Source organism: Pseudomonas sp. LBUM1676 (assembly GCF_059695605.1).
On record NZ_CP166777.1, the window covers coordinates 3,490,975 to 3,517,177 of the forward strand.

General features: G+C 58.5%; 26 protein-coding genes. 12 read left to right on the forward strand and 14 right to left on the reverse strand.

Features of this window, described 5'->3' with window-relative positions:
• Positions 1 to 7: 7 nt before the first annotated feature.
• From ACA041_RS16130 to ACA041_RS16175, 10 genes are all read right to left on the reverse strand, one after another.
• Positions 8 to 934, reverse strand: coding sequence for an SDR family NAD(P)-dependent oxidoreductase (locus ACA041_RS16130; RefSeq protein WP_497433642.1), 927 nt, complete (start codon positions 932 to 934; stop codon positions 8 to 10).
• A gap of 14 nt (positions 935 to 948) precedes the next feature.
• Positions 949 to 1,410 (reverse strand): MaoC family dehydratase, encoded by a 462-nt coding sequence (locus ACA041_RS16135; protein WP_497433647.1) that lies wholly within the window; start codon positions 1,408 to 1,410, stop codon positions 949 to 951.
• 10 nt (positions 1,411 to 1,420) lie between these two features.
• Complete coding sequence (locus ACA041_RS16140; protein WP_497433652.1) at positions 1,421 to 1,570, reverse strand: SDR family oxidoreductase; 150 nt, start codon at positions 1,568 to 1,570, stop codon at positions 1,421 to 1,423.
• Positions 1,518 to 2,198, reverse strand: coding sequence for an SDR family NAD(P)-dependent oxidoreductase (locus tag ACA041_RS16145; protein WP_497433656.1), 681 nt, complete (start codon positions 2,196 to 2,198; stop codon positions 1,518 to 1,520). Before ACA041_RS16145 ends, ACA041_RS16140 begins: the two co-directional genes overlap by 53 nt.
• Before the next feature lie 11 nt (positions 2,199 to 2,209).
• On the reverse strand, positions 2,210 to 3,982 hold the full coding sequence (locus tag ACA041_RS16150; RefSeq protein ID WP_497433661.1) for an acyl-CoA dehydrogenase family protein: 1,773 nt from the start codon (positions 3,980 to 3,982) through the stop codon (positions 2,210 to 2,212).
• A 10-nt stretch (positions 3,983 to 3,992) separates the two neighbouring features.
• Positions 3,993 to 4,778, reverse strand: a complete 786-nt coding sequence (locus tag ACA041_RS16155; RefSeq protein ID WP_497433667.1) for an enoyl-CoA hydratase/isomerase family protein — start codon at positions 4,776 to 4,778, stop codon at positions 3,993 to 3,995.
• A gap of 83 nt (positions 4,779 to 4,861) precedes the next feature.
• Positions 4,862 to 5,650: a crotonase/enoyl-CoA hydratase family protein gene (locus ACA041_RS16160; protein ID WP_497433672.1), complete on the reverse strand. Its 789-nt coding sequence runs from the start codon at positions 5,648 to 5,650 to the stop codon at positions 4,862 to 4,864.
• Positions 5,651 to 5,721: 71 nt separating this feature from the next.
• On the reverse strand, positions 5,722 to 7,287 hold the full coding sequence (locus ACA041_RS16165) for a long-chain-fatty-acid--CoA ligase (RefSeq protein WP_497433677.1): 1,566 nt from the start codon (positions 7,285 to 7,287) through the stop codon (positions 5,722 to 5,724).
• Positions 7,288 to 7,409: 122 nt separating this feature from the next.
• Positions 7,410 to 8,090: a Crp/Fnr family transcriptional regulator gene (locus tag ACA041_RS16170; RefSeq protein ID WP_497433682.1), complete on the reverse strand. Its 681-nt coding sequence runs from the start codon at positions 8,088 to 8,090 to the stop codon at positions 7,410 to 7,412.
• Positions 8,091 to 8,306: 216 nt separating this feature from the next.
• On the reverse strand, positions 8,307 to 8,924 hold the full coding sequence (locus tag ACA041_RS16175; RefSeq protein ID WP_497433686.1) for a TetR/AcrR family transcriptional regulator: 618 nt from the start codon (positions 8,922 to 8,924) through the stop codon (positions 8,307 to 8,309).
• A gap of 140 nt (positions 8,925 to 9,064) precedes the next feature.
• Here ACA041_RS16175 and ACA041_RS16180 point away from each other — a divergent pair, with 140 nt between their 5' ends.
• Positions 9,065 to 9,505, forward strand: a complete 441-nt coding sequence (locus ACA041_RS16180) for a hotdog fold domain-containing protein (protein ID WP_497433692.1) — start codon at positions 9,065 to 9,067, stop codon at positions 9,503 to 9,505.
• A 1,191-nt stretch (positions 9,506 to 10,696) separates the two neighbouring features.
• Here ACA041_RS16180 and ACA041_RS16185 read toward each other — a convergent pair.
• Together ACA041_RS16185 and ACA041_RS16190 are read right to left on the reverse strand one after the other, a co-directional pair.
• Positions 10,697 to 11,218 carry a cupin domain-containing protein gene (locus tag ACA041_RS16185; RefSeq protein ID WP_497433698.1) on the reverse strand — a complete coding sequence of 174 codons (522 nt, stop codon included), beginning with the start codon at positions 11,216 to 11,218 and terminating at the stop codon, positions 10,697 to 10,699.
• Positions 11,219 to 11,355: 137 nt separating this feature from the next.
• Positions 11,356 to 11,880 (reverse strand): transporter suffix domain-containing protein, encoded by a 525-nt coding sequence (locus ACA041_RS16190; protein WP_497433704.1) that lies wholly within the window; start codon positions 11,878 to 11,880, stop codon positions 11,356 to 11,358.
• 135 nt (positions 11,881 to 12,015) lie between these two features.
• Here ACA041_RS16190 and ACA041_RS16195 point away from each other — a divergent pair, with 135 nt between their 5' ends.
• From ACA041_RS16195 to ACA041_RS16205, 3 genes are read left to right on the forward strand one after another with little or no spacing between them, the layout of a single operon-like run.
• Positions 12,016 to 13,506, forward strand: coding sequence for an efflux transporter outer membrane subunit (locus ACA041_RS16195; protein WP_497433708.1), 1,491 nt, complete (start codon positions 12,016 to 12,018; stop codon positions 13,504 to 13,506).
• Entirely contained in the window at positions 13,503 to 14,642 is a 1,140-nt protein-coding gene (locus tag ACA041_RS16200; protein WP_497433711.1) for an HlyD family secretion protein, read from the forward strand. The genes ACA041_RS16195 and ACA041_RS16200 overlap by 4 nt, the downstream gene beginning before the upstream one ends.
• Entirely contained in the window at positions 14,632 to 15,675 is a 1,044-nt protein-coding gene (locus ACA041_RS16205) for a DUF2955 domain-containing protein (RefSeq protein ID WP_497433718.1), read from the forward strand. The genes ACA041_RS16200 and ACA041_RS16205 overlap by 11 nt, the downstream gene beginning before the upstream one ends.
• Here the strand turns inward: ACA041_RS16205 and ACA041_RS16210 are convergent.
• Together ACA041_RS16210 and ACA041_RS16215 are read right to left on the reverse strand one after the other, a co-directional pair.
• Entirely contained in the window at positions 15,660 to 16,112 is a 453-nt protein-coding gene (locus ACA041_RS16210) for a hypothetical protein (protein WP_497433724.1), read from the reverse strand. The genes ACA041_RS16205 and ACA041_RS16210 overlap by 16 nt on opposite strands.
• A gap of 123 nt (positions 16,113 to 16,235) precedes the next feature.
• Positions 16,236 to 17,144 carry a helix-turn-helix domain-containing protein gene (locus ACA041_RS16215; RefSeq protein WP_497433729.1) on the reverse strand — a complete coding sequence of 303 codons (909 nt, stop codon included), beginning with the start codon at positions 17,142 to 17,144 and terminating at the stop codon, positions 16,236 to 16,238.
• 160 nt (positions 17,145 to 17,304) lie between these two features.
• Here ACA041_RS16215 and ACA041_RS16220 point away from each other — a divergent pair, with 160 nt between their 5' ends.
• From ACA041_RS16220 to ACA041_RS16255, 8 genes are all read left to right on the forward strand, one after another.
• Positions 17,305 to 18,663 (forward strand): glutamine synthetase family protein, encoded by a 1,359-nt coding sequence (locus ACA041_RS16220; protein ID WP_497433735.1) that lies wholly within the window; start codon positions 17,305 to 17,307, stop codon positions 18,661 to 18,663.
• A gap of 231 nt (positions 18,664 to 18,894) precedes the next feature.
• Complete coding sequence (locus ACA041_RS16225) at positions 18,895 to 19,983, forward strand: polyamine ABC transporter substrate-binding protein (protein ID WP_497433740.1); 1,089 nt, start codon at positions 18,895 to 18,897, stop codon at positions 19,981 to 19,983.
• On the forward strand, positions 19,980 to 21,272 hold the full coding sequence (locus tag ACA041_RS16230) for an NAD(P)/FAD-dependent oxidoreductase (RefSeq protein WP_497433745.1): 1,293 nt from the start codon (positions 19,980 to 19,982) through the stop codon (positions 21,270 to 21,272). The genes ACA041_RS16225 and ACA041_RS16230 overlap by 4 nt, the downstream gene beginning before the upstream one ends.
• Positions 21,273 to 21,500: 228 nt before the next feature.
• Positions 21,501 to 22,097, forward strand: coding sequence for a paraquat-inducible protein A (locus tag ACA041_RS16235; RefSeq protein WP_497433747.1), 597 nt, complete (start codon positions 21,501 to 21,503; stop codon positions 22,095 to 22,097).
• Positions 22,094 to 22,762, forward strand: a complete 669-nt coding sequence (locus ACA041_RS16240; RefSeq protein ID WP_497433751.1) for a paraquat-inducible protein A — start codon at positions 22,094 to 22,096, stop codon at positions 22,760 to 22,762. The genes ACA041_RS16235 and ACA041_RS16240 overlap by 4 nt, the downstream gene beginning before the upstream one ends.
• The gene (locus ACA041_RS16245; protein ID WP_497433756.1) at positions 22,743 to 24,398 is read left to right on the forward strand and encodes a PqiB family protein; all 1,656 of its coding nucleotides are present in this window, start codon (positions 22,743 to 22,745) and stop codon (positions 24,396 to 24,398) included. The genes ACA041_RS16240 and ACA041_RS16245 overlap by 20 nt, the downstream gene beginning before the upstream one ends.
• A 17-nt stretch (positions 24,399 to 24,415) precedes the next feature.
• Positions 24,416 to 24,973: a PqiC family protein gene (locus ACA041_RS16250; RefSeq protein ID WP_497433761.1), complete on the forward strand. Its 558-nt coding sequence runs from the start codon at positions 24,416 to 24,418 to the stop codon at positions 24,971 to 24,973.
• A 213-nt stretch (positions 24,974 to 25,186) separates the two neighbouring features.
• Positions 25,187 to 26,200, forward strand: coding sequence for an iron ABC transporter substrate-binding protein (locus ACA041_RS16255; RefSeq protein WP_497433768.1), 1,014 nt, complete (start codon positions 25,187 to 25,189; stop codon positions 26,198 to 26,200).
• Positions 26,201 to 26,203 lie beyond the last annotated feature (3 nt).

Below are 26,203 nucleotides of genomic sequence, written 5' to 3' on the forward strand. Positions count from 1 at the left end.
CCTCTGGTTAGGCGGTAGGGAGCTTGACGCCCAGGGCGTTGGCTGACTTGCGAACGAAGCGCATGGTCTGATCGAAGGCGCCTTCCAAGGCAGTTTGTCCTTCGGTGTTTGAGATCTCACTGAAACGAGCAGCGATCACCTCTGGAGTGCGTTCCTGCTCGCGCAAGAACAGACCATCGGTTTCGTAGAGGTGGCTGCAAGCGAATACGCCGGCTCCGGCACCCAGAATCACCTTTGAGGGGGCCTCTTCGCTCGCGAGGAACAACAGGCCCGGCGTGATGGTTTCCGGTGCCAGCAGTGCAGCCACGGTTGGTGGTATCAGGCCTTCGGTCATGCGCGTGGCTGCGGTCGGAGCCAGTACGTTTACGCGGATGTCATTCTTCTGGCCCTCGATGTGCAGCACGTTCATCAGGCCTAACATGGCAGCCTTCGCGGTGCCGTAGTTGGCCTGGCCGAAGTTGCCGTACAGACCAGAAGCGGACGAGGTGAGTACTATGCGGCCGTAGCTCTGCTCCTGCATCAGCTTCCAGACTGCCTTGGTGCAATTCACCGTACCGCGAAGGTGCACGTCGACTACTTTCCAGAAGTCGTCCAGCGAACCTTTGGCGAAGGTGGCGTCGCGCAGGATGCCGGCGTTGTTGATCAGGATGTCGACGCGGCCCCATTGGGCGCGTGCCTGCTCAACCATGGCTTGTACTTCTTCAAAATTGGCAACGTTGGCGCCATTGGCGATAGCTTCACCACCTGCTGCGCGGATCTCCTCGACCACGGCTTGCGCCGCTGTGGAGCTGGCGCCGCTGCCATCGCGAGCGCCACCTAGATCGTTGATCACTACTTTGGCACCGCGTGCCGCAAGACCTAGAGCATGGGAGCGGCCGAGGCCATTGCCGGCACCCGTGACGATCGCCACTCGGCCATCAAATCGAATAGTCATTGCTGTTCCTTATTTCAGACCAGGAGCATGGATATCCACTCGGCGATCAGTGCGGGCTTGTCTTCGCCCTCGATCTCGACGGTGATGGTGGTGAGGACCTGATAACGCCCCGTTCCCGCTTCGGCGAAGTCCGCGATCACGAACTTCGCGCGAATGCGTTTGCCGCTGCGCACGGGGGCCAGGAAGCGGACTTTGTTGTAGCCATAGTTAATGCTGGCCTTCATGCCTTCGAGGGCCGGCAGGGTCTTCTCGACCAGCGAAGGCAGCATCGAGAGTATGAGCAGACCGTGGACGATGGTTCCGCCGAAGGGCGTTGTCTTCGCTTTCACGGGATTGACATGGATGAATTGGTGATCCTCGGTCACGTCAGCGAAAGCATTGATGCGCTGTTGATCCAGCAATACCCAAGGAGAAGGTTCAAGGTCTTTACCGATGAGCTGGTGCAGCTCTTCGGCGGATACGATGCGAGTGGTCATGGCGAGTCCGTCAGCGAGTAGTGGAGTAGCCGCCATCAAGCGGAATGATGGTGCCGGTGATGTATGCAGATGCTGCTGACGAGAGAAATATGGCGGTTCCGGCTACGTCAGAGGCCTGGCCTATACGTACGCGGGATCGTTTTGGCGATCTGATCCGCATGGTCCTTCAGCATGGCCTCGGTCATCTTGGTCTCGAAAGGGCCAGGGGCGATGGCGTTCACGTTGATGTTTGCCCGTGCCAGGTGCGCAGCCAGATGCCGAGTCAGGTGGTGCACCGCTGCCTTGCTGGCAGAGTACGAGTAGTTGCCGTAGCTGGGACTGGTCAGGCCATCGATGGAACCGATGTTGATGATTCGCGCAGGATCTTCGTTGCTGCCAGCGGCCTGGAGTGCGGTGCCGAGTTTCTGAGTCAGGAAGAAGATAGACTTCAGATTGATATCCATTATTTTGTCCCAGCCGCTTTCCGGGAACTCACCAAACTTCGCCCCCCAAGTAGCGCCGGCATTGTTCACCAGGATGTGCAGCTTCGGCTCGCGACGCAGGAACTCTTCAGCGAAGGCGTTGACCTGCTCTGAGGACGACAAGTCAGCTGCGATTCCCACAGCCTCGCCGTATTGCTTCAGCTCCGCTTCGGCCTCGGCACACGCTTGAGCCTTTCGGGATACGACATAGGTCTTCACGCCAGCCTGCACCAGGCCTTTGGCGATCATCAGGCCGATACCACGCGTACCGCCCGTTACCAGAGCGACCTTGCCGCTCACATCAAACAGATCATTTTTAGAGGTCATGGCGATTCCAATCAGAAGTTGAGGCTTACGGGATAGGCCTTGAGCGCTTGCTCGATGTCGCTGGAAGCCTCCAGACGACTGATGCGCAGGTCCGCATCCGGTAGCACATAGGCGAAATAGAACTGTGCTTGTGCACGTTTCGCGACCTTGTTAATGGGCAGGTCGGTGGCTTCCAGAGTGGAGAGAGCCCTCAGCCACAAGGTGGCCATAACGCCGTACCCCACCAGCCAGAGGAACTCGCGAGCGCATTGCAGGGCTGCAAACGGGGAGCCAGCGAGATCGGCCTTGAGAATCTTCACGGCATCCTCGATGCGGTTGAGGGTCTTGAGGGTCCGTTTCACGTACTCGACATGCTGGCCGCTCTCCGGTAACTCAGCGATTTGCTCGCGAAGCCAGGCCAAGGTGGCATCGACGGCCTGATGACGACCGTCGTCGAGTCGGCGCAAGACCAGGTCTAGCGACTGCACATCATTGGTTCCTTCGTAGATGGGCAGGATCTGAACGTCCCGCAGCAGTACTTCGATACCGGTGTCCTTGATGTAGCCATGCCCTCCGTGGGTCTGCATGGCTGCTGTGCAAACCTCTACGCCGATCTCGCTGCAGATGGTCTTGGCGGCGGACATGAACACCGGCAGGATCACTTGGGCGCGCATCGCAGCAGCCAAATCGGTGCCACCAAGCGATTGCTCATTTACCAAAGAAGTCATGAATGCCAGCATGCGCGCCGAGGACGTGAGGGTGCGCATACGCACGATCTCGCGCCGGATGTTTGGATGCTCGGCGATGGGTAGCGGACCTTTGCGGCCTTCTACAAGGTCTCGCCCTTGGAGACGCTCCAGCGCATAGGCAATCGCGTTCTGGCTGGCAATTTCGGCGACACCGATTGCATGGAAGGCAGTACCGATGCGTGCCAGTTTCATCATGCTGAACATGCCCGTAAGGCCTGCGCCGGGCGCGCCAACAATCCAACCTTGTGCATTTTCGAACAGCAGCTCGGCAGTCGCAGAGGCATGGATGCCCAGTTTTTCCTCGACGCGCGGGCAAGTCACTCCATTGCGCTTACCCGCGCTACCATCATCCGCAACTTCGAACTTGGGTACTATGAACAAGCCCAGACCCGCCAAACCGGCCGGGGCACCTTGGATGCGGGCCAGTACCAGATGGATGATGTTGCTCGTCAGATCGTGATCGCCCCCCGTGATGAATATTTTTGTGCCGGAAAGACGGTAGGTGCCATTGCCGCCCAGGACCGCTGTAGTGCGGACTAGAGAAAGATCAGTCCCGCAGTGAGGCTCGGTCAGGCACATGGTGCCGTTCCATTCGCCGCTTCCGATTTTTTGGAGGTAGGTTTCCTTCAGATAGTCGGAGCCAATGTTCTTCAGCACCGAGTACACCCCAAGTCGGATGGAGGCATACAGCGCGAAGGACATCGAGCCGGAACTCAGCAGCTCGTCACATGCAAATCCGAAAGGTAGAGGCAGACCCTGCCCACCGTCTTCCACCGAGGTATGCAGCGCTCCCCAGCCATCCGCAACGAAGTCCTTGTAAATATCTTGGTAGCCAGCGGGGGCCTTCACTCCCTCAGGGGTGACAGTGCAACCTTCCCGGTCAGCTGACTCGATCAGCGGGACGAGACGATCAGCAACGAACTGGCCCAGTGTTTCCAGAACGGTACCGAGGGTTTCCGCTGAGGTCTCTTCGCCTGTAACGGCGGCGTACTCATTGGCCAGCACATGGCTGGCCAAGAACTGGTATTCCCCTACAGGGGCACGATAAATAGTCATATTCGTTCCCTTACTCGCCTTTGAAAGTCAGGCCCTTATTCAGTACGTTGGCACCTTCCTTGGCGAAACGACCCACGGCATCCATCATGTCGCGGGTAGCGAAAACGGACGGGGCCGAATCCAACAGGCGCTGGTCAGCAGCTGCCTGGCCGAAAGCCGCAGCAGTGTTAATCAGGTGCTTGGAGGCGGCATAGGCGACAGTCGGACCGTTGGCGAGTTTGGCGGCATAGGCACGCGCCTTAATCTCGACTTCCGCATCCGGCATTACTCGGTTGATCAGGCCCCATTCCAGCATCGTCCTGGCGTCGTAGATGCCTGCTGAGAAGACCATTTCCTTCGCACGTGCCAGGCCGATGCGGGCGACCAGGCGCTGTGCGCCGCCGAGCAACGTGGTAGTACCGATTCGGGCTTCGACCTGGCCGAAGTTGGCCGACTCACCGGCGAAAATGATGTCGTGGATTTGCGCCATCTCGCAGCCGCCGCCCAGGCACATTCCACGAACAGCGACGACAGTGGGGAACGGCAGGTTTTCGAAACGTTGCATTTGCGGGATGGAACGGCTGAGCAGGCGGCGCGCGGTGTTGGCATCGCTGCCGACGAAATTTTCGATCACATCGGCGCCGGCACAGAAATGGTCGCCCTCTGCGAGGGTCAGGAAGGCGCGGGCTTTTGCCTCGATGGCTTGATCCACAGCGTCCATCAGGCCTCGGAAGGATTCGCTGGTCACCAGGTTCAATGGTCCGTCGCAGAAGGTGGCGATGGCCAGGGGGCCTTCCATTTCGAATTTAACGGTCATCTACGTAACACCTCTTATGCAGGTTTCACCGGGCAAGCCGATAGCATCCCGCTGCATGGCAGCGGGCGTTTGATCGTTGAGAATCAGCGGCCCTTGAAGACCGCAGGGCGTCGTTCAGCGAACGAGCGCAGGCCTTCAATGAAGTCCTCGGACGAGAAGCAGGTCTTTTGGATTTCAGGGATGCAGTCGATGGCAGCTTGCTCGCCTTCCTGGAGGTACTTGAGTGCAGCTGCCTTGGCCACCCGCAAACCAATAGGCGCGTTCTTGCAGATCAACCGTGCGATCTCCATAGCGCGCTCTTTGTGTTTGCCGAAGGGATGCACTTCCTGGACAAAGCCAATCTCCAGTGCGCGCTGAGCATTGAACTCATCGCACAGGAACAAGTGATACATCGCATTGCCCCAGCCAGTGCGAGTCAGGTAGCGGAAGTGGGCGCCACCGAGCGGGGCGATACCGCGCTTCGACTCCATCTGGCAGAAGGTGGCAGTGTCGGCTGCGATGACGATGTCGCCCGCAAGCATCATTTCTATGCCTACGGTGTAGGTCTTGCCGTGGACTACAGAAATTACTGGCTTGGTGCAGCGCTTGTGGAGGCCGAAGGGATCAACCAAGTCCTCGGGCAGCGCTTTGACGGTAGCGGTCGGACCGAAAAACTTCGGCATGTCCAGCCCGGCGGTGGTGTGCTCACCCTCAGGACAGAGCACTGCGACCCAGATGTCGTCGTTGTTGTTGACGGTGGTGAGGTGTCCGGCCAGTTGCTCAATCATCTCCGGAGAGAAAGAGTTGAGCTTGCCAACGTTGTCGACGGAAATGATAGCGATGTGGTCTTCGACAACCATGTGAACTTCGCCAGTTTTTTTCTCTTCACTCATGATGTGTTCCTTCGATTCAGGGACTGTAAATGACGCGCTGCGTTTGCTTTCGCGAGAGCAGGCGGCGTAAGTCAGGCGACTCCGCGTAAGTGGTGTTTCCAATATGGTTCACGAATTAGGCGCCGGAGCACCTTGCCGGTGGCGTTGCGAGGGAGGTCTTCCACGAAGTCGACGGACTTGGGGATCTTGAAACCGGCGATCTTGCCTTTGGCGAACGCGATTAGCTCTTCTGCGGTCAGGGACGTGCCAGGCTTTTGAACAACAACCGCTTTAACCGCTTCGCCCCACTGTTTGTCGGGGACGCCAATCACCGCGACATCGGCAATGGCTGGATGGCCGTAGAGGATGTTCTCTACTTCTGCGGGGTAAACGTTCTCTCCCCCAGTGATGATCATGTCCCGCTTGCGGTCGTAGATGTACAGATAGCCCCGTTCATCGACGTAGCCCATGTCGCCGGTATGGAGCCAGCCGTCCTGGATGACCGTGAGCGTTTCTTCTTTACGGTTCCAGTAGCCATTCATGATCTGGGTCGAGCGACAGATGATCTCTCCGATGTCGCCTCTTGGTAGCGTCCGGCCAAACACATCGATGACGCGAATCTCGACACCAGCGGTGGCCTTGCCACAGGAAAGGGCCAGATCCGAGTTGCCTTGTGAGATTTCCTGGTGGTCTTCGACGGTCAGGTAAGTAATTGGGCCCGAGGTCTCGGTTAGGCCATACATCTGCCCAAAACCGGTATGGGGGAGCGCCGCCATTGCTTCGTTGAGCAGCGATGTAGCCATCGGTGCCGCCCCATAAAGAATCTTCTTCAGGCTGCTGCAAGTCCTGCCGGAATGGGCCATAGCGGTAATTAGGCCGCGTACCATTACCGGCACCATGAGCGTCATCGTTACCTGTTCACGTTCAATGATGGATGCGATGTCGGCGGGAACGAAGTCACTGACGACGATGAGCCGCGATCCCCTGGCTAGGCCATAGATGCCCATGATGGAGCCGGCAACGTGGGCGTGTGGCAGGCAAAGGAGGATCACATCATCCGGGCCTATCTGGCGGCATGGACTCCGTTCCCCGGTGACGAGTGAGGAAAGCGGTGCGTTGAAAATGCTTTCGCTGGTGAGGCGCACCCCCTTTGGCAGGCCTGTCGTGCCGCTGGTGTAGATCTGAAGACAGTCATCACGCCCTGTCATGGTTGATTCGCCAGCCGAGGAGGGGTGCAGATCCCTCCAGGATGCGTAGGCGTCACCCATGACGATGTAGTGCCTGATGAAGTCCAGCTGCGGCTTAATCTGCTCGATGAGCGCTTCGAAGGCAGGGCCAAGGAATAGAACGCTCGGCCGACAGTCAGCCAGTATCTGGGCAACCTCGGGTGCAGAGAGGCGAGTGTTCAGGGGGGTAAGGACGAGATTCGCGCGGGCGGCGCCAATCCAAACCTCATAGAACTGGTCGCTGCTGTGATCCAGGATTGCGACTCGCTCCTGGGTGACAACCCCGAGGGCAGAAAGTCCATTGGCGACCTGATGCGCTCTCGAATTCAGCTCGAGGAAGCTGATTCTTCTGTCACCGAATACCAGGGCGGTGTGATCTGTGGGCGAGGCAGAAGTTGCGCGTGCAACATCGGCCAGTAGCTGTTCAGCCATACGTGATCTCCTGACAAGCGCCTTGTTATTCTTGGTGGCGCTATCGGAGATCGATGCTAGGGGAAGCTAGAGTTCAACAACGTCTTCCAGAAGACACTGTCCGAAATTTTCGCAGACCGCTTTCAGGTCCGGCCTTGACGCTGGTTCTCGCTGATGAAACGACGAAGACCCTCCGGGTCCTTCACCGTCACTTTGCCGTAGTCGGTTTCGATCAGCTTCTGCTTGCGCAGCTCCGTCACAACACGGTTTACACTCTGACGTGTAGAGCCAACCATCAGGCCGATGTCTGCCTGGGATAGCGCAATGTTCGCGCTGCCATTTTCCTGGTTACCTTGTGCGTCTGAAAGCCAAAAGAAACGAGAGGCAATTCTGGCTGAAACGGGCTGTGTGAGCATCTCCTCCAAGAGCCTCAATGCCCCTCGCAGACGCCGGCTTAGCTGAGCGCTTACAGCGACTCCTACCTCAGGATGGGCAGTGAAAAGCGCTAAAAAATCTTTCACCGACCAAGCGCGAAGCTCAACTGAACCTCGGGTGATAAAGGTTACGGAGGAGGGGGCTCCGTCCGACACCGAACTGTCTCCCACGAGGTCACCTGGCTGGTAAATGTAGATGAGTACTTCCTGACCATCCTCAGTGAAGATGCACTGGCGAATCTCTCCGGAGATGATCTGAAAGACATCGACGACAGGATCACCCTGACGGTAGATCGTGGTTCCGTCGCTGAACGACTTAACCCTCGCTTTCGCGAGCACTGCGCTCTGCACGTCGGGGCGAAGATCTGAAATCCAGTTAAAACCGCTCATAGTGTATGGCTCCCTCATGCGAGGCCGGGTGGGACGTCGGCAATGAATGCCTCATCTGTACGCTGTGTCGCCTTGAAGACAGTTGCAACCCGACAATTTGAGGTACACCTTGCAAACCGAACAGTTGGTAGGAATCATCTAAATAAACGTTCGGTTAGTGGTCTGGAAAGCGGGCCAGAACGTGAAAACGCATAAGGCCTCAGTTACTACTGGGTATCACGAATTTCTAATGGAGTTCCAAGCTGCACTCCCAAGCAAATCTCTATAGTGCTTGGGGCTGTTCTCCACCCGTTTCGAAAGCCATGCTCTCGAGTAGCTTTCGCATTGGCCGATAATGAGCGATGGCAAAAGCTCTTTAGGGATATGGCCAATTTGATCCCATCCTCCGAGACCACTCATCCAAGTGAAGAACTTTTTGTTCCGATGCCTGTTGCGTGAGATCAGCTCATCCTTAAATGGCCCAGCCGACACTGCGGAACGTGCTACCAGTACGAAACGCGCCCATTGCGGCTGCTCGTCGACCCAGTCGACGTAGCTATGTACAAGCGCCAGGACACCTGTCTCCACTGAAACTGCCTCGCTTAGGTATTCGTCGCGAAGGCGCTCCTGGTCATCCAAGGCAGCATAAAACAGGGCTGCGACTAGCCCTTCCTTGCTTTGAAAATGATGATAAATAGCGCCCACGCTAGCGCCGCATTCGACTCGAATGTCCCCTATCGTGGTGGCCTCAATGCCTGTCACGGTAAACGAATGCAGAGCCTGGCGGAGGATGTCGCGCTTCAAACTACCGCGTCTGCCAGGGAAAACGCGGTCAAGCAGGTCTGGTGAGTGCATGAGTTAACGCCAAAAATACGGATAGTAACGGTTTCGACCAAAGCCATGGAAGCGGGTTGACATAACCCCTCTGACAGAATAATGTTCTGTAACAGAACAATATTCTGTTTAATGGCGATTAACAACAAAAAGGTAGTTTCATGAATCAAACTCTCAGCATGTTCAATAGCGCTGGATCCCCGGCGTTCTCCAAGATGGTCTGCCAGATGGCACCCTATTTCAGCAGCATCACCCCAGAAATAACCGAGCTGAGACCTACCCATGCCGTTGTGACGGTACCGTTCCGCAAGGAAATCACGAATCACCTGGCATCCGTACATGCCATCGCGTTGTGTAACGCTGCGGAGCTAGCCGGCGGTATGATGACCGACGCGTCCATTCCAGCGGGAGCCAAATGGATTCCAAAAGGGATGACGGTTGAATATTTGACCAAGGCCAAAACCAATATTCGAGCGGTAGCTGATGGCAGCGGTATCGACTGGGCGACTGGAGGAGACAAAATCGTCCTTGTTGATGTTTTCGACGAAGGCGACATTAAGGTTTTCACGGCAAAAATCACCATGAGCGTCAAGTTGGGCTGACGTTGCCCATGTCAGGCTCGGTGAGCGGCCGGGCCTGCATTACTCCTGGTAATATGCTGCGAGATTTTCTCCCCCAGCCGGGTTGTTATTTTGCGGGGTCGTCGCTCAGGTCTGCGTTGACCGACCTTTTTGGCCATGGGTAGCCAGAGGGTGTAGTACCTTTCATGATCAGCGCTTTCGACGAATTCAAAATCCGCAATGTCAAGCGAATGGAATTGAATCGAACGCGGGCCTAACTCGAAACTTAAGTGGAGCATCATGTTGATGCTGAGCTTCAATCCAGTCTTTGGTCTGGATATCGCGCTCAATTCGCTGCAGTAGCCGGATCTCTTCATCAAGAGCTAAACCGGACTGGGATAGAAATGTACGTTCGTACGGATCAAGGCGGTTCGTCTTGATTTCTTTAGTGCTCGATATGTTTCTTTGTCAAAGCCCAATCTATTTTCATAGCCGTTCCGCCGTCGTACCACGTCCAAACGCTCAATCGAGTATCGACGTATCTTGGCTGGTCATTAGTGCGAGTTCGAATGGCAACCTGAGCCGGGCTCTCGAACACGTAGGTCGGAAAAGAGGAGTAGGGTGAAGCGTGTTCTTGATCGGCTGATTTGGTCAAGGCGAACGTCCTTAACTGTCAAGTCGGCTCCAAGCTGCCGAGGCACGCTGGGCATTGTGGAGGTTGGCCGACTCGGCTAGATAACGACTTGCATAACGTCGTGGCATCGTCGAAGTGTCAGAGCAACCGCAGACTCGTCGGAGTTCGTCCGTGGCCCGCTCGAGGTCATACCCGACATCTGCAAATACAGCCTTGATGTTAGCCAAGGTGGTTGAGTTCTGACGGGCGCGCGGGATGTAATGGGTGACACACCAGGACAGGTACTGCTTCAGCAGCCGCAGGTACTGGTCACGGGTACACGGATCGATTTGCGGAAAAGGTGCCGTTTCAGCGTTGCCGATTCGAGCGACCAGGTTGTCGGCTTGACGGCCGCTTTGGAGCCAAATGGCGTAACCGTCCAATAAAGCCAGAATCGATTCGAATTGGCAGGCCAAGATGGCGTCATCAATATAGAGCGAGCCTCATGAACATTTCTAACATAGCATATGATTTAACATAATATACATTACACGTAACGTGATATTCCCAGGTTAGCCAGATTCCCCACAGAACTCGAGGAGCTGATCTGACCCCGACCCTCATCCTGGCGTCAGCCTCTCAAACAACGCTGCGTGTTCGGGAAACTGCTCGCAAAGCTTTTGCCGATTACCCATCTGCGCATCCGCATAATCAAACCCTGGTGAAACCGCTTCGCTGATCAATCCAAACCCCGCTGACCCATCCATCAGCTGCGAGGCCTTCCAGATACCGCCAGGCACCTGCAGCTGTAAACATTCTCCTGCAAGAATGTCATTGCCCATCACGACAGTTTTCAATGTGCCGTCCGGGTAAATCAGGCTGTACCGAATCGCGTCGCCCAGATGGTAGTAATGCATGATGTCGGACTGGTTCAGATGAAAGTGTCCGACCGGCGAATCCAGGGTCAGCAAATAATAAATGGAGCTCATCAAATACCGCTGACCGCCAGCAGTCGTGACTGTCGAATGGTCGGTCTGGAAGGTTCGGCGGTAGAAACCGCCTTCCATGTGGGGCTGCAGATTGAGTGCGGTGATCACGTCTTGAGCGTTGGGAGTCTGTTGGTCGCGTGTGCTTTGCATCATGTAAGCATCTTCCGACAGTGATCACCAAATATAACCAAAATTAATAATTCAACTAAACATCTATTTAGTTGAGTTATAACCCTGCAGGTAAATCCCACATCACCCCTTCCCGTTATTCAACGAAAAATGGCTGAACTTCAACCTGCCGCCGAATTAACAACCCGTGCGGTGCGGATAAACAACGCTCTGACTTTTTCCCAGAAGTTGCCCCCCAACACAAAAAAGCTGCCAATGAACATGACGTCGCCCAACATCTGAGCCTGCCAAAGGTTGGGTCGAAGCCCAGGCCACAGGCTGTCGACGTAGGGTTCAAGGAATGATGAGATCAGCGGCAAAAAGAACATCACTACACCAATACGATGGCGAATCGGGCCCACTTCGCTTTCCATCGTTGGTGCAAGCCCGGACACGTAGCCGAACATTTTGCGTTTGAGCTGCTGGAACCCGGACTTGCCCATCACCGCAATAACCAGGATCAGTAGAACCTTGTTACTGATAAACAGGACCCCTGTCAGCGCCGCGATCCTGGACCCCGGGACACCGATTGCCGCTGCGACAGGCACCATCAGCCAGGAACCGAGCATCAGGCAGATAATGCCTATCCCCACTTTGAAGCGCCAACCGACTGAATGGGGTTCAACACTACCCGGGATGGTGCTCATGATCGTTATCCTTTTTGACAGGCAACCGTGGATTGGATGGCGCTTAAAAAGCTTAGCAGCCGATTGTTCACCCGTACGACTATGCTCCTGTGATCTTCCTCGGTTGGATAACAGGCGATGCATCCAGGTACAGCCATGCTGATTGTGCTAGGCATAAGTGGTTGCGTACGGCTAGGGCCGGACTTCCAATCGCCCAGAGAGGCGTGGGTCGAACATTGGGACTCCCCTGCCCTCGAGCAATCCCGCCAGCGCAGCCTGACCCCGGACATGCGCCAGTGGTGGCAAGTCTTCGCCGATCCGGTGCTTGATCGTCTGATCGCCGAGTCGGATGCGCACAACGCCGACCTGAAAATCGCCGGCCTGCGGGTGATGGAAGCCCGCGCCCAACTGGGCATAGCGCAGAGCGGTCGTTACCCGCAACTGCAGCAGGCCAGCGTGGACAGCCTGTACTTCAACCGTCGGCAATACGGTGGCAGCAACCCCCAGGACAGTCATTTCTGGCAACACAGCGCCGGGTTCGACGTTGGCTGGGAGCTGGACTTCTGGGGCCGTTTCAGTCGCGCCATCGAGTCGTCCGATGCCAGTTACTTCTCCGCCCAGGCCAACTATGAAGATGTGCTGGTGTTACTGCGTGCCCAGGTGGCCGACACCTATTTTTCGCTGCGCACCACTGAAGCGCGTTTGCGCGTTGCCCGGGAAAATGCCCAACAGCAAAAACGCAACTTCGAGATCACGCAAAAGCTGTTCGCCAGCGGCCAGCAAGCCGAACTCGACCTGCAGCAAGCCAAGACTCAGTACCTCGGCACGCTGAGTACCATCCCCAGCCTTGAAGACCAGCTGCAGCGCACCCGCAATGCCTTGGCCGGGTTGATTGGCCAGCCGCCTGGTGGGCTGCCGCAGCTGCTCGCAAATGAAGGATTGATCCCGCTGGTCGATCGCGCGGTGCTGCAGGATGTACCGGCCAACCTGCTGCTGCGTCGACCTGACGTACGCGCCGCCGAGCTCAACGTCGCCGCGCAGTCGGCCCTGATCGGCGTGGCCGTCAGCGATTTCTATCCGTCGTTGACCTTGCTCGGCAGCATCGTCTGGTCGGCCGATACACTCAAGGGCACGTCGAAAAGCCTGGACCTGATCGGCGGCCCCAGCCTGCGCTGGAATCTGTTCGATCACGGCCAGATCAGCAACAACGTCCGCGTGCAGGATGCGCGGTTGCAGCAGCTGATCGAGGTCTATCGCGATAAGGTGCGACAGGCCGCGCGGGAGGCTGACGATGCCGCCAGCGGGTTGATCAAATCCCTGGAGCGCGAACGTATCCTGCGAGAAGCCGAAACGGCCGCCAAGCGTTCGCTGGCGCTGGCGAACGCCCAGTACCGGGAAGGTTACTCGGACTTCCAGCGGGTACTGGATGCGCAACGGGCGCTGCTCGAACAACAGGACAATTATCTGGTCGCCCGCAGTAATGCCGTGAGCAATGTGATTGCCCTGTACAAAGCCGTGGGCGGTGGTTGGTACAGCGCCCAACCGAAAGTCGATCAATCCACCCGAGAGCAAATGCAACAGCGCACCGACTGGGGCGACTTGCTGGATGAGCCCACCGCGCCTGCCAAAGAAGGTAAACGACCATGAGTGAAACCGCGCAGCCCTCCCCCGATGCGCTGTCCCCCAAGGCGTCACAGCCACCCGCGGATCCCGCCAAAAAAGGCATCAAGTGGGTGTTGTTGTTGATCCTCCTCAGCCTCGCCTGGTACCTGTTGGCTGACCGCTTTACGCCCTATACGCAACAGGCACGGGTCGGTGCCTTCGTGATTCCGGTGGCCTCGGAAGTGGCAGGCCGGGTGATCCGGGTGAACGTGCGCAACAACCAGGACGTCAAGGCCGGCGATGTGCTGTTCGAGGTGGATCCCCAGCCCTACCAGATTGCCGTAGACCGCGCGCGCGCGGATCTTGAATCGACCCGCCGGCAGATCGGCGCCAGCACCGCCGGCATTGCCTCGGCACAAGCCAACCTGCGTGCCGCCCAGGCCAATGAGCTCAAGGCGCGGCAGGACAACCAGCGCCTTGAAGGTCTGTATCGCGAAGACCCGGGTACCATTTCCGTACGCCTGCTGGAAGTGTCCCGCGCCAATCGCGAACAGGCGGTCAGCCAGGTCGCCGCCGCCCGTGCCGAAGTGCAGCGCGCGCGGGAGCAGGAAGGCGGCAGCGAGGAAGACAACGCCTTGCTGCGCAGCGCCGCGACGGCCTTGTCAAAAGCCGAACTGGATTTGGCCAACACTCAGGTTCGCGCACGTTCGGCCGGCCTGATCACCGATCTGCGCACCGACGCCGGCCAATACGCCGGGGCCGGCAGCCCGGTGATGACCCTGATTGCCATCCATGACGTATGGATCAGTGCGGACATGACCGAGAACAACCTCGGCCTGGTCAAGCTGGATACCCCGGTAAAGATCGTCCTGGATGCACTGCCGGGCGAGGTTTTCGAAGGCCGGGTGCGCAGCGTCGGTTATGGGGTCAGCGTTGGCCAGACACCTGCGCCAGGCACACTGCCCAGCGTGCAGACCAGCCGTGACTGGTTGCGTCCGGCCCAGCGCTTTCCGGTGATCATCGAGTTGTCCGAAGACACCAGGAATAAACTGCGAGACAGTCGTGCCATCCGCGCCGGCGGGCAGGCCGAAGTCATGGCCTTCCCGACCCAGGGCAATCCGCTGAACCCGCTCGGCCGTCTGTTCTTGGGGCTGATGAGTTGGCTGAGCTATGCCTATTAAGGGCGTGCCTGCCCAGCGTTCGCCCCGGGCGCAGCGCGCACTGCGCCTGGCCACCGGCACGGCGCTTTGCCTTGCCGTCAGCTTCGGTCTGGGCTTGCCGATTCCTTTTATGGCGCCGGTGCTGTGCGTGTTGCTGCTGGCCACGCTCAACCGACCATTACCGCTCAAGGCGGCCGTGGTGCTGGCCCTGGCGGCGATGTTGACCACCGGTGTCGGTCTGCTGTTGATCCCGATCCTGCGTTACTACCCGGTCAGCGGTGTGCTGTTGATCGGCGTGAGCCTGTTCCTGGCCTTCCGCTTCGGTCTGCGCGGCGGCAACAACCTGATCGTAACCTTCCTGGTAATCGGCCTGACCATGATCTCTTCGGCCGGTTTCGCGGATTTTGACCTGGGCGCGCTGGTCATCGGAGCGTTGGTCAAGGGTTTGCTGCTCGCGGTGATGGTGTTGGCCGTCAGTCACTGGCTTTTTCCTGAACCGGCCAATGCTCCCTCACCTCCGGCGGCCCCGGCCCTGCCCGCCGAAGCGGTCGCCACGGTGGCGCTGCGGGCAACGCTGATCGTGTTACCCACCTTCCTGCTGGCATTGATCGACCCCGCCAGCTATCTGCCGATCATCTTGAAGGCTGTCAGCCTGGGTCAGCAAAGCTCGACGGCCACCGCGCGCCATGCCGGTCGCGAACTGGTCGGCTCGACGCTCCTTGGCGGACTGCTGGCCATCCTGTTCTGGTGTGCCCTGAGTCTGTTCGTGCACCTGTGGATGTTCTTTCTGTGGATGCTGTTGTTCGGCCTGGTACTGGCCCGCAAGCTGTACGCTTTGAGCCCGACCCGATTGAGCCCGGGGTTTTGGCTCAACAGCCTGATCACGCTGATCATCCTGTTGGGCCAGTCGGTGCAGGACAGCATCGCGGGCAAGGACGTCTACACCGCGTTTGCCGTGCGCATGGGATTGTTCCTCGTCGTGACGCTATATGCCTGCCTGATGGTTCGCCTGCTCGATCAGCGGCAGTCAGCTGCAGTTCAAGGGTTAACCTGATAGCCCTTGCCTTGCAGGCAACTGGTATAGGCCGTCGAAGTGGTTGCCGCGCTGGTTTTCTCCTGCGCCCGGCGTTCCTGACGCTGGCGCGAACCACCGACCACCATGCCCGCTGCGGCGGTTTCTTTTGCCCGGTTCTGCCGATAATCCTGCTTCACGTCGTCATCGACCCGATCATAAAACTCGTCATGCTGGCGCCCGCGCACCTGGGCCCCTGCTGCCCCGGCGGCGGCTCCTGCCGCGGCGCCCTTCAGTCTGCCGCCGGTGGCTGGAGCCGTGGATGAAGCCTGACTGGCGGCTATGCTATTGCACTCATTGATGTCCAGCTGGGTCTGTTGTGAAGTCTGCCCCTTCATCGGCACAACCGTCTGCGCCCAACCTTGGGTGCAGCAAGCCGATAACGCGACGCACAGGCTAATGGAAGACAACCTATTCATGACGACCTCCGAGTAATCCCGGAATGGGCTCAGCATCAAAGATTGTAGATCACCCCCCACTCGCCCTCCCCGACTTTGGACTGGCGGCTGCTTGATGCACCGCGATATGCGAGTCGAGTGCAATCAACACCGACTGGTCCGCTTCAGCGTTTCACTCGGCAACTCCTTAAACAACGCCCGGTAGCTGCTGGAAAACCTGCCTAGGTGCCAGAACGACCACTGCATCGCCACTTCGGCCACCGTAGTGTCGATGGGCGAACGCCTGATCAGTTCACGGTGCGCGCTGTTGAGCCGGCGCAATCGTAGCCAATGGGTCGGGGTCATGCCGGTAAAGGCCTTGAACGCATGCTGCAACTGACGCAGGGAAACCCCGGCGATCCGGGCAAGCTCCATCAGGTTCAGGGTTTCCTCCGGCGCGTCTGCCGCCCACTCACCGATGCGCTTCATCACCGCGCGTTCTTCGGCGCGGCGCTGCAAACCTGCGCGATCCAGGCACACACAGGCGTTGTCGAGGAGGAACAGGCAGTCCTCCAGCAACTGCTGGGTCAATGCCTCCTTGCTCGGTGGATCGAGGGTCTGCCCCAGCCGGGTCAAGGTTGCGCTCAGCCAGCGGCTGAACAGCGCGTTCTGCCCCGAGTTCAGTGGTGCCATGAACAGCCCATCAAGCCTTGCGACATTCAGTCCGTGACGCTGAACGAATTCCGGACCGAAGACCACGGCGATTTCCTGGTAGTTCTCCGGGGTGATCCAGATGTTGCGGCTCTCTTCATTCAACACGTATAGCGCGTTGTCGCTGCGATCGAAACAGAATGCCAGCGAGCCCTCGGGTGCGCTGAAATTCTGCTCGACCCGGGTGTTCATGTGTTCCTCGTAGATCTCCACGCCTTGCAGATCCAGATAGCGCACCCTCCCGGCGAAATGCCCCGGCGACATCTGCTGGTAATGCTGGACCCAACCCGGTGTGGCGCGGATTTGCTCGGCCACATCGGCGGTGTTGAACGCTTGGACTTGTAACGGATTGCACGCTGTCATGGGAGCCTTACGCACTCTTTTGGTGCGTTTTGGTGCTGCTGAAAGTGGATAGATGGAACGGCAAGGCTCGCCCAAGATAGTCGTCAACGCGCCACAGGGGAAGTGTGTGGTGGATGAAACCACCCTCCCCGGCGTTAATAAAACCAATAACGAGGTCTTTATGAATGCCCCTTTCGATCAGCTGTTCACTTGGCTGAAAGATCACAAGATTACCGAAGTCGAGTGTGTCGTCAGCGACCTGACCGGCATTGCACGCGGCAAAATCGCACCCACCAACAAGTTCCTGCATGAGCGAGGCATGCGCCTGCCGGAAAGTGTGTTGTTGCAAACGGTAACCGGGGACTTTGTCGACGACGACATCTACTACGACCTGCTCGATCCCGCCGATATCGATATGGTGTGCAAGCCCGTCTCTGACGCGGTCTATGTGATTCCATGGGCTATCGAACCGACCGCGATCGTGATCCACGACACCTTCGACAAGTTCGGCAACCCCATCGAACTGTCGCCGCGCAACGTGCTAAAGAAAGTCCTGCAGCTGTACACCGACAAAGGCTGGAAGCCGATCGTCGCTCCGGAAATGGAGTTCTACCTGACCCAGCGCTGCGAAGACCCGGACTTGCCGCTCAAGGCGCCGCTGGGCCGTTCGGGCCGTGCGGAAAGTGGCCGACAGTCGTTTTCCATCGACGCGGCCAACGAATTCGATCCGCTGTTCGAAGACGTCTACGACTGGTGTGAACTGCAGGGCCTGGACCTCGACACCCTGATCCACGAAGACGGCCCGGCGCAGATGGAAATCAACTTCCGTCATGGTGACGCGCTGGATCTGGCAGACCAGATCACCGTGTTCAAGCGCACCATGCGCGAGGCGGCGCTCAAGCACAACGTCGCGGCGACCTTCATGGCCAAGCCGATCGGCGATGAGCCTGGCAGCGCCATGCACATTCACCAGAGCGTGGTCGAAATCGCCAGCGGTCGGCCGATCTTTGCCGATGCCGACGGCAACATGAGCGAGTTGTTCCTGCACCATATCGGCGGCCTGCAAAAATACATCCCCAAAGTGCTGCCGATGTTTGCACCCAATGTGAACTCCTTCCGCCGCTTCCTGCCGGACACCTCGGCGCCGGTGAACGTCGAATGGGGCGAAGAAAACCGCACCGTCGGCCTGCGCGTACCGACCTCCACGCCGGATTCGATGCGCGTGGAGAACCGCTTGCCGGGTGCCGATGCCAACCCTTACCTGGCGATTGCCGCGAGTTTGTTGTGCGGTTATCTGGGCATGGTCGAGCGCATCGAACCGAGCGCTGCGGTCCAGGGCCGAGCCTACGAGCGGCGCAACCTGCGCCTGCCGATCACCATCGAAGACGCCCTGACGCAGATGGAGGAATGCGAAACCATCGGCCGTTACCTGGGCAGCAAATTCGTCCGCGGTTACGTCGCGGTCAAACGAGCCGAACACGAGAACTTCAAGCGGGTGATCAGCTCCTGGGAGCGGGAGTTCCTGATGCTGAGCGTCTGAGACTTGCGCTGTCCATAAGGGCCTCTTCGCGAGCAGGCTCGCTCCCACATTGGAATGCGTTGCCCTGGGGAGGCAGGCTCGCTCCCACATTGGAATGCTTTCCCCTGGGGGGAGGCAGGCTCGCTCCAAAATTTTGGAATGCGTTCCCCTGTGGGAGCGAGCCTGCTCGCGAAAGCGGCCTCAAATACACCCAAAAAAACGCCTGAAAAAACTCCAATAAGAGGTGTCGCTATGCATCTAATGAAATCCATGCTCCCACTCGCCCTGGCCGCGCTGTTCAGCGCCGGTGCGCAGGCTGTGCAAAGCGTCAGCGTCTACAACTGGACCGATTACATCGGCGAAACCACCCTCGCCGACTTCCAGAAGAAAACCGGGATCAAGGTGATCTACGACGTATTCGATTCCAACGAAACCCTGGAGGGCAAATTGCTCGCCGGACGCACCGGGTATGACGTGGTGGTGCCGTCCAACCACTTCCTTGCCCGCCAGGTGAAGGCCGGCGCCTTCCTCAAGCTGGATCGCTCGCAGTTGCCCAACTACCAGAACCTGGACCCGAAACTGCTGGCGCTGCTGGAGAAAAACGATCCGGGCAACGAACACTCGGTACCCTATCTGTGGGGCACCAACGGGATCGGCTACAACGTCGACAAGGTCAAGCAAGTGCTGGGCATCGACCATATCGATTCCTGGGCGGTGTTTTTCGAACCGGAAAACCTGAAGAAACTCAGCCAGTGCGGCGTATCGATGATGGATTCGGCCGACGAAGTATTCCCGGCGGTCCTCAACTACATGGGCATGGATCCGCGCAGCGAAAACCCCGAGGATTTCAAAAAGGCCGAAGCCAAGCTGCTGACCATTCGTCCTTACATCACCTATTTCCACTCCTCCAAATACGTATCGGACCTGGCCAACGGCGACATCTGCGTAGCCTTCGGTTACTCCGGCGACGTGTTCCAGGCTGCGAACCGGGCCAAGGAAGCCAACAACGGCGTCAACATCGCCTATGCGATTCCCAAGGAAGGCAGCAACCTGTGGTTTGACTTGCTGGCGATTCCTGCCGATGCCGGCAACGCGAAGGAAGCCCACGCCTTCATCAACAACCTGCTGGATCCGCAAGTGATCGCCAAGGTCAGCGCTTCGGTCGGTTACGCCAACCCCAACCCGGCTGCCCAGCCCTACATGGACGCCGCTCTGGTGAACAATCCAGAGGTGTATCCACCTCAGGCAGTTCTCGACAAACTCTATATCTCGACCACCCCGCCCCAGGCGATCATGCGGCTGATGACCCGATCCTGGAGCAAAGTGAAGTCCAACCAATGAATAACCAGCACGCGCACTCCTATTACGCGGCGACAGCAAAAAGCCTGGCGCCCTACCCCTCGCTGGACGAGGACCTGTTCGCCGACGTCTGCGTGATCGGTGGCGGTTTTACCGGGGTCAATACGGCAATTGAACTGGCACAGCGCGGACTGTCGGTGATTGTGCTGGAAGCCCGACGAATCGGCTGGGGCGCCAGCGGGCGCAACGGTGGTCAGTTGATCCGCGGGGTCGGCCATGACGTCAGCGGTTTTGCCCGGCATGTCGGTGAAGAAGGCGTGCGTTACCTCGAGCGCGCGGGGATCGAGTCGGTGGAGCTGGTGGGCAACCGCATCCGCGAACACGGGATTGATTGCGACCTGCGCTGGGGCTTTTGTGAACTGGCCAATACCAAGGCGCAGTTCGCCGCGTTCAAGGCAGAGCTTCAAAGCCTTGCCGAGTCGGGTTATGCCCATGAGACCCGCCTCGTCAGACCGGAGCAGATCCGTCAGCAGGTGGTGGACTCCGGGGTCTATGCCGGCGGGCTGGTCGACATGGGCTCCGGCCACTTGCACCCGCTCAACCTGGTCCTGGGCGAAGCGCGCCTGGCGCAGTCCCTTGGCGTGCGGATCTACGAACAAAGCCCGGTGCTGGAGTTGATCCATGGCAGTACCGCGCAGGTGCGTTGTGCCCGTGGCACGGTGCGCGCCGGCACGCTGGTGCTGGCGTGCAACGCGCATCTGGAAGAGCTCGAGCCGAAACTGAGCGGCAAGGTACTCCCGGCGGGCAGCTACATCATCGCCACCGAGCCTTTGGCGCCCGAGGTGGCGGCGCAGTTGATCCCACAGAACCTGGCGCTGTGCGACCAGAAGGTCGGCCTCGATTACTACCGGCTTTCGGCGGACAAGCGCTTGCTGTTCGGCGGCGCCTGCCATTATTCCGGGCGCGATCCGGTAGACATCGCAGCATATATGCGACCGCAAATGCTCAAGGTGTTCCCGCAACTGGCACAGGTGCGCATCGACTATCAATGGGGCGGCAAGATCGGCATCACCGCCAACCGCTTCCCCCAGGTCGGACGTTTGCGCCAACATCCGAACGTGTTCTACGCCCAGGGGTACTCGGGTCATGGCCTGAACGTGACTCATTGGTGCGCCAAGCTGTTGGCCGAAGCGATCCATGCCGGACATAGCAAGGGGTTCGATGTGTTCAGCGCAGTACCGCACATGACCTTCCCCGGTGGGCCTATGCTGCGTTCGCCGTTGCTGGCTTTGGGCATGTTCTGGTATCGCCTGCGCGAATTGCTCGGCTAAATGACGACGTTAGCCGACCTACCGCTTTCGCGAGCAAGATCGCTCCCACAGGGATCTCCTTCGTGCACACGGGCTGTGTTCACGAGGATCCAATGTGGGAGCGAGCCTGCTCGCGAAGAACGATGACGCGGTCAAACAGGCAATTGCACCTTTCGATTTGCTCAATCGCAAGGCACTTCTATATTGAGGAGGTGCTCTGAATTTCCTGTCTCCTGGCGAGTGCGGCCTATGGCTACGACTGACCAACTGATCATCTGCGAGCACTGCGATTGCGTGTATGAAAAAGTCACGCTCGCCAAACATCAAAAAACCCTGTGTTCACGCTGCGGCGGCGTGCTCCAGCGCTATAACGGCCTGTCGGTGGAGCAGCGCCTGGCGTTGACCTATACCGCGGCTGTGCTGTGGACTTTCGCCAATTTTTACCCGGTAATGAGCATCAGCCTCAAAGGCCTGAACAACAGCGCCACGCTTTGGGATTCGGTGCTGGCCCTGAGCCAGGGTCCGATCACCTTCATTGCGCTGGTGGCGGCGATTTCGATGATCATCGCGCCGGTGTTCCAGCTGTTGCTGCTGATCTGGGTCCTGAGTTACGCCCTCGCGAACCGGCGCTCACCCGGTTTCAGTTTTTGCATGCGCTGGCTGGAAACCCTCAGGCCCTGGAGCATGCTGGAAGTCTGTCTGCTGGGGGCCATGGTCGCGGTGTTCAAGCTCGCCGGGCTGCTCGACGTGTTGCCCGGTATCGGTCTGTTCGCCCTGGCTGTGCTCAGCCTGATGATGATCCGCATCGCCGGGCGCGACATCCGTGACCTGTGGGACATCTTATGAACACGCCTCCGGTCGCCAGCGAACTCAACCTGTGCCTGTGCCATAGCTGCGGCCTGGCCTGTGACATCAGCCATGACCCTCACCAATGCGAGCGCTGTGGTGCGCCGCTGCACCGACGCAAGGTCAACTCGCTGACCCGGACCTGGGCCTACCTGCTGGCGTCGCTGATATTTTACGTGCCGGCCAATCTGCTGCCGGTCATGAAGACCACCATGCTCGGTTCCGGTTCCGACAGCACCATCATGGCCGGCGTGCTGGATTTCTGGCAGCACGGTGCCTGGGACATCGCCCTGATCATCTTCATCGCCAGCATCGCGGTGCCGGGCGTCAAGTTTGTGGCCCTGACCATGCTGCTGGTCACCGTGCAGCGCAACAGCCAATGGGCGCGCAAGGAACGATCGAAGCTTTATCGTTTTGTCGAACTGATCGGCTACTGGTCGATGCTCGACGTGATCGTCGTCGCACTGGTCGCGGCGCTGGTCAAGTTCCAGGCCCTGGGCGACATCGAACCGCGTCTGGGCATTCTGTTTTTTGGCCTGGTGGTGGTGTTTACCATGCTCTCTGCCATGAGTTTCGACCCACGTCTGATCTGGGATAAAGACCTGGATAAACAGCGCAACAACCCACCAAATCAGGAGGTCATGGATGAAGTCGCAAGCCACTGACGGGCCGCAGGCCCCCGGCCATGCCCCAATCAAGACCCGCCGTTTCAGTGTTTCTTTGGTCTGGATCGTGCCCATCGTCGCCGTACTGGTCGGTATCTCGCTGGTGGTGCACAGCATGATGCAGGAAGGGCCGACCATTACCGTGACCTTCAAGACCGGCAGCGGCCTGACCGCCAACAAGACCCAGGTCAAATACCGCAACGTGGTGATCGGGGTGGTGTCCGACGTGGAATTGAGCGACGACCAGAAAAGTGTCAACGCCACCGTCAAACTGGCCAAGCAGGCGGAAAGCTTCACCCGCGAAGACTCGCAGTTCTGGGTGGTGCGGCCGCGTATCGGGGCCGGCGGGGTGTCGGGTATCGACACCCTGCTCTCCGGGGATTACATCGGCGCCGACATCGGCCAGTCCAATACCCGCTCGAAAAACTTTACCGGCCTGGAAAACCCGCCGCCCATTACCTACGGCGAACCGGGCAAGCGCTTTACCCTGCATACCCAGGACCTCGGCTCGCTGGACATCGGCTCGCCGGTTTACTACCGCAAGATTCCGGTCGGCCAGGTGGTGGCCTATGCCCTGGACGCCGACGGTAAAGGGGTGAACATCGAAGTGTTCATCCATGCCCCCAACGATGCCTACGTCACCGACAACACCCGGTTCTGGAACGCCAGCGGGATCGACGTCAATGTCGGCGCCAACGGCTTTGCGGTGAAGACCGAATCCTTGTCGTCGATCCTGGTCGGTGGCATTGCCTTCCGTGCTCCGGAATATAGCCCCAACGACAAGCCGGCCGGAGAAGAGAAAGCCTTCGAGCTGTTCGAAGACCAGCAAACCGCCCTCGCCCCGCCCAGTGGCAAGGGGCAATACCTGAGTTTGCGTTTCGATCAGGCCTTGCGCGGGCTCAAGGTCGGTGCGCCGGTGGAATTCCTGGGCATCGAATTTGGCAGAGTGGTGTCGGTCAATCTGGATTTCGACGCCAAGAAACGCAGCTTCCCGGTCAATGTCGGCATTGTGGTCTACCCGCAACGCCTGGGTCAGGCTCATCTGAAAATGCTCGAAGCCTTGAAGCATGACCCCAATGACGAAGCCGCGGGCGTACGGCTGATGGGCACTTTCATCGATAACGGTCTGCGGGCCCAGGCCCGTAGCGGCAATCTGTTGACAGGTCAGCTGTACATCGCACTCGACTTCTACCCCAAGGCGGAGAAAGTCGTGTTCGATCCGACCGCCCGTCCCGTCTCTATCCCAACCATTCCTGGCAGCCTCGAACAGTTGCAGGAAAAACTCGAGGGCATGGTCAACAAGATCAACCAACTGCCGATCGAGCGCATTGCCGGCAACCTCGACAGCAACCTTGTCGAACTGCGCAAAGGCCTGGCCCAATTCAATGCCAAGACCCTGCCCGGGGTGCAAACCACCCTGGCGGACGTGAGCAAGACCCTGCAATCGGCCAGCTCGACCCTGGCCGAAGACTCACCGCAACGGGAGCAGCTGACCGAGACCCTCGACGAACTCGGACGCATGTCGCGCTCCTTGCGTGAGCTTTCGGATTACCTGGGACGTCATCCGGAATCGCTGCTGCGCGGTCGCCCGAACAATGCCGCGCCGATGGATCTGCAAGCGCCACCGCGCAACTGAACACAGGAGCAATACCCATGGCTTTTCCGCTGAAGATCACCCTGGTCACCGCGCTGCTACTGCTCACCGCTTGTCGCAGTGATCCGATTCAATTCCACACCCTGGTCCCGACCCAGCTGGGCAACCAGTCAAAGGCCGCTGTGGCGGATATCCAGATTGAAGCGATCAGCGTGCCGCCCCAGGTCGATCGTCCGCAGATCGTCATCCGCCAGGGCAACAGTGGCGTGGCGATCCTGGAAACTCAATGGTGGGCCGCGAGTCTGGTGGATGAATTGCGCAGTGCGCTGGCCGATCAACTGGTCAACAGCAATTCCCGACGCAAAATGTCGGTGCGCCTCGATGTGCAGCGCTTCGACTCGATTCCCGGCCAATATGCCCTGATCGACGTCAAATGGCGCCTGCGCAACCTTGGCGACGGCGATAACACGCTGATCACTTGCCGCAGCACCTTGCAAACGCCTTCGGGACCCGCCATCGATGATTTGGTGGCGGCACAGCAGAACAACGTCAAACGGCTCGCCGCGCAGATCAACCAGGCGGCGGCCGGGACACAGAAAGGCTGTCCATCGACCTGATGCCAGAGAGGCCAATTAATCGAACAAGTGATAAATCACTTTAAGTTACTTATTTGTTTTCAAAATCAATAACTTGAAGTTTATTTCTAAGGTCGAACATCACATTTGATGCAGCTATAAACCTGCAAATGATTCGTATTGACCTACAATAACTGGCGACCATCCCGGTCAAGTCTGTGTGCATGATTCTAATAAAACAGGAGCTGCCCCGGCATGATCCCCCCTATTCCTTCTTTTCTTAAACATGCAGTGTTGATGAGCGCACTGTTGAGCATCGGTCATGTGTCGGCAGCCGACACCGATGGCATTGTGGTCTACAACGCCCAGCACGAGAGCCTGACCAAATCCTGGATTGAAGGCTTCACCAAAGAAACCGGGATCAAGGTCACCGTACGCAACGGTGACGACACCGAGATGGGCAATCAGCTTGTGCAGGAAGGCGCAGCCTCCCCGGCTGATGTGTTCCTGACCGAGAATTCCCCGGCCATGGTACTGGTGGACAACGCCGGGCTGTTTGCAGCGGTGGCACCGGCCACCCTTGAACAAGTCGACGCCGCTTACCGTCCGGCCCACGGCAAATGGGTGGGCATCGCCGCGCGCTCCACGGTGTTCGTCTATAACCCGGGCAAGCTGCCGGAAGCCGAGCTGCCCAAGTCGCTGATGGACCTCGCCGGTGCGAACTGGAAAGGCCGCTGGGGCGCTTCGCCGGCCGGTGCCGACTTCCAGGCAATCGTCGCCGCCGTGCTGGAACTCAAGGGCGAAGCCGCGACCCTCGAGTGGCTCAAAGGAATGAAAAGCAACTTCACCGCGTACCGGGGCAACAGTGCCGTGCTCAAGGCGGTCAATGCCGGCCAGATCGACAGCGGCGTGATCTACCACTACTACCGTTTCGGCGACCAGGCCAAGACCGGGGAAAACAGCAAGAACACCGCCCTGCACTACTTCAAACACCAGGATCCAGGCGCCTTTGTCAGCATTTCCGGTGGCGGCGTCCTGGCCTCCAGCAAACACAAGGATCAGGCCCAGGCGTTCCTCAAATGGGTGACCGGTAAAGACGGCCAGGCCATTCTCAAGACCGGCAACTCGTTCGAATACGCGGTGGGCAAAAACGCCGACTCCAACCCGAAACTGGTGCCTTTGCAGCAGCTTGACGCGCCCAAGGTCGACGCTTCAAAACTCGACAGTAAAAAAGCCGTGGAGCTGATGACTCAGGCCGGACTGCTCTGATTG